The sequence below is a fragment of the Erwinia sp. genome (genome assembly GCF_049696395.1).
GTDB lineage: Bacteria > Pseudomonadota > Gammaproteobacteria > Enterobacterales > Enterobacteriaceae > Erwinia.
Genome location: NZ_JBAVTT010000048.1, coordinates 37820 through 45155, shown reverse-complemented (window position 1 = coordinate 45155; position 7336 = coordinate 37820). Strand labels below are relative to the sequence as shown.

The following is a 7336-nucleotide window of genomic DNA, read 5'->3' as shown; positions in this document are numbered from 1 at the left end:
CCTTACGATGTCCGGTTGGATCAGGAGTGGGGCTTTGACCACGGTTCATGGGGCGTGTTGATCAAAATGTACCCTGAAGCTGATATCCCGGTGGTTCAGCTGAGCATCGATGGCACTCAGTCACCTGCTTATCATTTCGAACTGGGCCGTAAACTCGCTGCGCTGCGTGAGCAGGGGGTGATGATTGTCGCCAGCGGCAACGTGGTTCATAACCTGCGGATGGTACGTTGGGAAGGCACGGCTGAACCTTATGACTGGGCCTCGTCGTTCAATGAATATGTGCGCGATAACCTGAGCTGGGAAGGAGAAGCAGAGCAGCACCCGTTGGTGAACTTTATGCAACATGATGGCGCTGCCTTGTCCAACCCGACGCCCGAGCACTATCTGCCACTCCTTTACGTGCTGGGTGCCCGTTTGCCGGGTGAAACCGTCTCCATTCCGGTCGACGGTTTAGTGATGGCTTCACTGAGTATGCTTTCTGTTCAGGTCGGCTGAGCCCGCGGCTGGTGGAAGTCAGAATCAGTTAGTGGTAACTGATTCTGGGGTGAATACAGGGGTTATTTTTGTTTTCACCTCTTTTTCTGCCGTGGTTTCATCAGCCATAAAACGGACGGAAGTCTGTTGGCCCTTTTTGTCATTGTCAGTGACGGCGGTAACAGTGCTGCTGCCTGCGGTAAGGCTGGTGAGGTTGACGCTGGCAAAGCCGTCGCTGTCAGTGATGGCGGATGGGGCGCTCAGGTTGGCTTTGCCGTTCACGCTGAAGAAGACTTTAACCTGCTTAACAGGGTTCCCATAGGTATCAGTCACGGTAGCTTTAAGCACAGAGCTGTCGGTGCCATTGGCTTTTACTTCCGATTGGCGGGAGGCGGTGAGGTTGACGATTTTTGCCGTGACTGGATTGCCGATAAAGCTGACTGAAACCTGTTTGCCGACTTTGTCGAGGTTGGTTGAAGCTATCACTTTGTTGATGCCCGCTTTGTAGCTAGTCAGATTCACCACGACAAGGCCATCCACGTCGCTGATGGCTGCGCTGCTCAAATAACCACCTTCAACCCTGAACGACACTTTCTCCCCATGGACAGGATTACCGTTGGCATCTTTCACCCTGACGCTAATGGCAGACTTATCCACGTTGTTTGCTATGATTTCAGACGTTGGCGAAGCGGTCAGGCTGTCGATTTTTGCCGTAGCCTTGTCAGCGATAAATCTGACTGAAGCCTGTTTTCCAGTCTTATCCAGATCGCTACTCGCCGTGACCGTGCTGGTTTCCGCGACAAGGCTGGTCAGTTGCACGCTGGCAATGCCACTCACACTGATCGCCGAGGTCTGGCTCAACTTTCCTGCGCCGGTAATGACCTTAAACAGCACTTTCTCACCGCTGACACCGTTGCCATTGGCATCTATTACCCTGGCAGTAAGCTCCGAATAGTTGCTGCCGTTAGCTTTTACTGCTGAAGTTCCCGAGGCGGTAAGGCTGTCTATTCTCGCCGTGTCCAGGTTACCAACAAAGCTGACAAAGATGCTAAGCGCACCAGTATTGCCGCCGGCTGACGCAGTAATTTGGCCCATTACGGCCCAGGTGCTGGTGACCCGCACAGTTGCGACCCCATTAACAGTTCTGGCAACGTTCTGATCCAGCTTTGCTCCGCGATATACATTGAAGTTCAGCGGGTAGCCACTAACAAAGTTACCGTGAGCATCTGTCATCGTGGCGGAAATAATCGAACTGTCTATACCGTCCGCCTTCACGTTGTCCAGACGAGAGGCGGTAATGCTGACTAATTTTGCCGTACTGTAGTCAGCAACAAAACTGATGGTGACTTGTTTTCCTGTGGTGTCATAAGCCGTAACTGCAGTTACGGTACTGCTGTCGGCCTTGGTGCTGGTCGCGTTGATCATCACCCGACCTAGTGCATTGGTTCTGGCGGAAGACTGGCTCAGGATCGCGCTTCCTGAGACGTGAAAGGTCACTTCCTCGTTGACGACCGGATTGCCATTGGCATCTTCCACCAGAGCAGAAACAGTTATAGCCTCTCTTCCATTGGCCCAGACTCCTAACCCTGTTGAAGCCAGACTGGCAATACTCGCCGTTTCACTGTCAGCCACAAAGGTCACTGTGGCTTTTTTACCGGTGCTCTCACTGTCCGTTTTAGCCGTTACTGTAATGCTGCCAGCGGTGACATGGGTCAATGCCACATTAATGATCCCCTCACTGTTGGTCGTCGCCAAATTGGGGGTCACATCTGCTCCGCCACTGGCGTAAACGGTTACCTGAGCATCATTCACAAGGTTGCCCTGGGCATCCTTGACCACGGCTTGCACGTTGATCACTGAGTGACCATTCGCCTGGGCTGTGGCAGGGAAGGCAGTAAGGCTGTCTACTTTTGCCGTATCGATATCAGCGATAAAACTGACGGATGCGCTTTTACCCGTATTATCAGCCTCGGTAATAGCGGTGATCATACTGCTGGTTGCGACCAGGCTTCTCAGTTCCACTTCAGCAATGCCGTTTGGGGCTGAAATGGCAGACAGATTACTGAGCTGGGCGTTACCTTTAACGCTGAAGGAAACTTTAGCCCCGGTGACCAGGTTGCCATTGCTGTCTTTCATCGTCACGGTAACAAGCGAATAATCGATGCCGTTTGCCTTCACTTTGCTTGTGCGCGAAGCGGTGATGCTGTCTATTTTTGCCGTAGCCTGGTGAGCTATAAAGCGCACAGAAGCCTGTTTTCCGGTGCTGTCAAGGTTGGAAATCGCCGTTACGGTAAGGTTTTCAGCGCTAAGGCTGGTAAGCGTGGTGCTGGCAAGACCATCAACAGTGGTTGCGGACGTCTGGCTTAACTTTCCTTTGCCCTGCACGTTGAAGAACACCTTCGCACCGCTGACAAGGTTGCCGTGGGCATCTCTTACCGTGGCGGTAAGAACCGAGTTGTCAGTGCCATTCGCTATGACGTTTGCGATCCGCGAAGCGGTCAGGCTGTCGATTTTTGCGGTAGTGACATCCGCCATAAAGCTGACGGAAACCTGCTTGCCGTTGGTATCAAAATCAGTCACTGCTTTGACAGTACTGATCGCGGCAGCGGTGCTGGTGAGTTGTACTTTGGCAATGCCATCGCGGGTACGGGCTGAAGACAGGTTCAATTTACCCTGGCCGGTCAACACGCTGAACACCACGTTGGCATTATTGACCAGGTGGCCGTTAGCATCTTTTACCGTCACGGTAAGGACAGACATTTCACTGCCGTTCGCGTTCACCTCGGTAAGAGGAGAGGCGGTCAGGCTGTCGATTTTCGCGGTAGCGATATCAGCTATAAAGTTAACGGAAACCTGTTTACCTGCGGTGTCAAAGTCAGCTACTACCGTAACCGTGCTGCTACCGACAGATTGACTGCTAAGCGTGACCGTTGCTGTGCCGTCGCTGGCGGTTTTAGCCGTTAAGGCGCTCAAGCTGGCCTGACCATTGACGCGGAAAGTCACTGAAACGCCGCCGACGGCATTACCCTGGTTATCTTTAACCAGCGCGGTCAGCACTGAATTGTCGTTGCCGTTGGCCTTCACTTCAGAGGCCCGTGAAGCGGTAAGACTGAAGATTTTTGCTGTGGTCGCATCGGCAATAAAGCTGACGGTGGCATCCTTTCCGTAATAGTCAGAATCAGTTATTGCACTGACAGCGACGATCTCCGCAACCGTGTTGGTGAGTTGCACAATAGCGATGCCGTTTTTGCTGGTGGCGTACTGCTGGATTAATTTGCCCGATCCGGTATTGATAAAGTACACCTGTGCCCCGCTGACAAGGTTGCCTTTGGCGTCTTTCACCGTTGCGCTCAAAGTAGACGTGGCTATACCGTTCGCTTTTACCTCCACTGCTGGCGAGGCGACAAGGCTGTCGATGAGGGCTGTAGCAACGTCTGCCGCAAAGCTAACCGAGGCCTGTTTGCCAGTCGAGTCAAATGAGGTGGTGGCAGTGACGGTACTGCTGCTTGCCGAAGAGCTGCTCAGCGTGACCGTTGCCGTACCGTCATCGCCGGAGCGCGCTGACGCCTGGCTTAACGTGGCTTCACCAGTAACCGCAAAGTTCACCATTACGCCGCTGACGGTGTTGCCGCGAGCATCCTGCACTACCGCCTTAAGTTCAGAGATATCAATGCCATTCGCTTTCACCCCTGAAGTGGGTGAGGCGGTAAAACTGCCTACCTGTGCCGTACTGATATCCCCGACAAAGGTCACGGTGGCCTGCTTACCGATCTTATCATCGGCCGTGTTTGCGCTGACGGTGCTGCTGCCAGATCGGGTGCTGGTGAGATTGACTCTGGCCAGACCTTCCTGGTCAGTAATGACGGCACTCTGGCTGAGTTTAGCGCCGCCTGTGGCACTGAAGCTAACGCTCGCGCCACTGACTAAGTTACCGTTAGCATCCTTCACCAGAGCCGTCAGTACACTGAGGTCTGTGCCATTCGCATTCAGATCCGTGGCCGGTGTCGCCATTAAGACATCAACTTTCGCCGTACGAATATCCCCGACAAAGGTCAGCGTTGCCTGCTTGCTCATGCCATTGGCAGAGGCTGTTAACGTCACGTTGCCCGCCAGTTTACTGGTAAGGTCAACCGTGGCCGAGCCGTTGCTGTCTGTCACTGTGGTCGTTGTAGAAAGGGCAGCGGCTCCTTTAACAGCGAAGGTCACTGCTGCATTGCTGATTGGGTTTCCGTAATAATCCGCCACGATAACGTTGGCTTTATTGGCTGCTTTGCCATTCGCTGCGGCATTGTTGACGACAACAGTCAGCTCAGCCAGTTCGGCAGTGCTGCTGTCAGCAATGAAGTTCAGGGTTTTGCTGTCGCTGTTGCCGTTATCCAGATGGGAGAAGAGAGTGACTTTCCCGGCACGGGTGGAGGCCAGCGGCACAGTGGTCATTCCTGAAGTGTCGGTAATTTGCAGGGCTTCACAGCTGTTAGCGCCTTTCAGGATACAGCGGTCATTAATGCCTGAGACTACGAAGCGAACGCGGTGATCGCTTAACAGATCCCCTGATTTACCCGTCACTTTGGCCTGAAGTTGCACCGTATCCACGCCGTTAGCAACGACGTTATCCGCAGGTTTTACCTCAAGCGTCACGAGGGTGGTGGAGGGAACAAGGTGAATTACCACGGTACTTTCAGGCGACTCATTGCCGTTGTTATCAGTAGCGATAGCCGAAAGCGTATAGCTGTTGACGCCGCCCTCGTGATGATATTTCGGTAATCTGACCGCCACAGAGGTGGCCGAGTCCTGGATGACCGTACCGCCAGCCGCCAGTAACTCTGCTGCGCGCCAGTCAATTTTCTTCAATCCGTACTTGGCGCGTACGTTGGCGGTAATCACCGTGGTTGAGGCTGCTTCAGCGGTCACGGAAGAGGGCAGCGACAGGGAGATCAGGTTCTGTTTACGGTACTGCATGACGATGTTGTAGTTACGATCGACAAAATCATAGCGTGCACCAGGCAGGCTACGCATAACCCGGACGGTTTCCCTGTCCGTCTGTTCGTTCCAGGAGAGGCCCAGGCGATAATTAATGTCCAGCCCGACAAAACTGTCGGAACCGCTGCCTGATTTGTGCCCTGCTTTGAACGTCAATAAGGGAATCGGCGTGTAGTTCAGCGTGGTTGTCACCGCCGAAGGGGAATCTTGCAGGCCGCTCGGGCTGGCTGAATTATCAAGGATAATCCCTTTGCCGAAGTACTTTTCATACTTCACGGAGGCGCCAAATTGCGGGTAGAAGGGCAACCACGCATCCGCAGCCAGATCATAACCATTGGCTGGCCGTTCGTCGTAATCTTCCATCGCCTCCAGAGGCGACTGGTGCCAGTCGGTGAGGCGCTGATATTTATTGGCGCTCAGTTTTAAGAAGTGAGTCCAGGCTTCAGCCCCCAGGCTAAAACGCGCATTATTGCCGGTGATGTCCCGGTCATAAAAGCTATTGACCCCAAGCATGATGTGATCGGAAACGTAATGACGCAGGCCCAACCCGACATTCACCGTGGTGCGCTCTTTGTTGACGCGAATACCTTGCTGGTTGTAGACCAACGTACTGGGCGCATCCCATAACGGCAGCAGCAGATCTGCACTGGCTTCACCATAGGAGTTGAACTGGAGCCGTGTATTACCGCTTTGGCCCATCCAGTCTCGCAGCGCATTACTGGCCATTTCGTTGGCGAGACCGGAAATGACACCGAATCCTGCCTGGGAGCGGCTGTCCGCTCCCATCACTTGCCAGAACTGTTTAATTCCTTCGAGCGGGCGTAAATCTTTTTCATCAGCCTCACGGGATCGTTGCATATCTTCATTCAGTAACAGCGATTTTTCTTCTGATAAGCGGCTATGGCTTCCTTCAAGAGAGGGAAGCTGTGACAGGAGAGGGTGTTTGTTCTCCTGGTTGAAGATGTGACTGCTTTCGGACGTCAGTAGCTTAGAGGAAGATGAGAACGGGGAAGAAAATGGCAGTGATGTTGCTGAAGGCGCTACTGCAGGAAGGGTAAGATGAACCGTTTCTTTTGCCTTCCGGGGCTCTTCAGACGTGCGCTCAACCGACTTTCTATCTGGTATATTGCTGACGTCCCTGTTCAACTCCGCCATCGTATCACTCAAGGCGATCATACTTGACTCCGCCCGGGCTGTAGAGGAATAGACTGGCAGGCCCACAGAGACAACTAAATGATTAAGAATAATCAGAATTGAGGCGAGTTTCTTAAATTTTAAATCCATATCTTCCCGTCCTGGAAAAATATCCATAACCCCGGAGGTGAGGTTATGGAAATTAGCAACAAAGTGTGTAGAAGATGATTATCGTTTTTTTAATGCGGTAGGGTATCAGCGGCAAAGAGTGGTTTTTTTAGATCTGGCTGATGGTTTTCATTTTTTTTTGTATCTCCAGGAAGGCCTGACTTTTTACTCGCTCACAGACCATGTTGAGTTTATCGTTCAGCGTGAGCGTCATCAGTTCTTTCGGATCCTGTTCCATCAGGCCTTCATGGCTTTTAAAATAGGCGTGAGAATGATTAATTTTGTCAAATTGCAGTCGATACTGAGTGAAAGACTCATAATTAAGTCCCTTCAGGATGTCAAAATTGTCCACACACTTTTTGCCATCGGTCTTTTGCTTCACTAAGCTATCACCGGTTTTTTTTACCGTTCCTTTTTGCCCGGGGGCAGAGCTACAGGCGCACAGCGTCATTGAGAGAAGAACAAGTGAGAGTAACTGAGGAGCCTTCATTTTATATATCCTTATAGCTAACTAAGCCGGCTGTGAATGTGTTGAGGAGTAGTGATTTTACTTTCAGATAAAAACGGCCATTTACTAAAC

3 protein-coding genes are annotated in these 7336 nt (G+C 52.2%); 1 reads left to right on the top strand and 2 read right to left on the bottom strand.

Translation table 11 applies throughout. The features are described from left to right. A partial coding sequence (gene ygiD, locus WCC56_RS06760) for a 4,5-DOPA dioxygenase extradiol (protein ID WP_424691647.1) occupies positions 1-495 on the top strand: 495 nt, incomplete at its 5' end. Between the two features lie 24 nt (positions 496-519). Here the strand turns inward: ygiD and WCC56_RS06755 are convergent. Both WCC56_RS06755 and WCC56_RS06750 read right to left on the bottom strand, forming a co-directional pair. After that, on the bottom strand, positions 520-6312 hold the full coding sequence (locus tag WCC56_RS06755) for an Ig-like domain-containing protein (RefSeq protein ID WP_424691646.1): 5793 nt from the start codon (positions 6310-6312) through the stop codon (positions 520-522). Between the two features lie 553 nt (positions 6313-6865). Further along, positions 6866-7246 carry a hypothetical protein gene (locus WCC56_RS06750; RefSeq protein ID WP_424691645.1) on the bottom strand — a complete coding sequence of 127 codons (381 nt, stop codon included), beginning with the start codon at positions 7244-7246 and terminating at the stop codon, positions 6866-6868. Between the last annotated feature and the right edge of the window lie 90 nt (positions 7247-7336).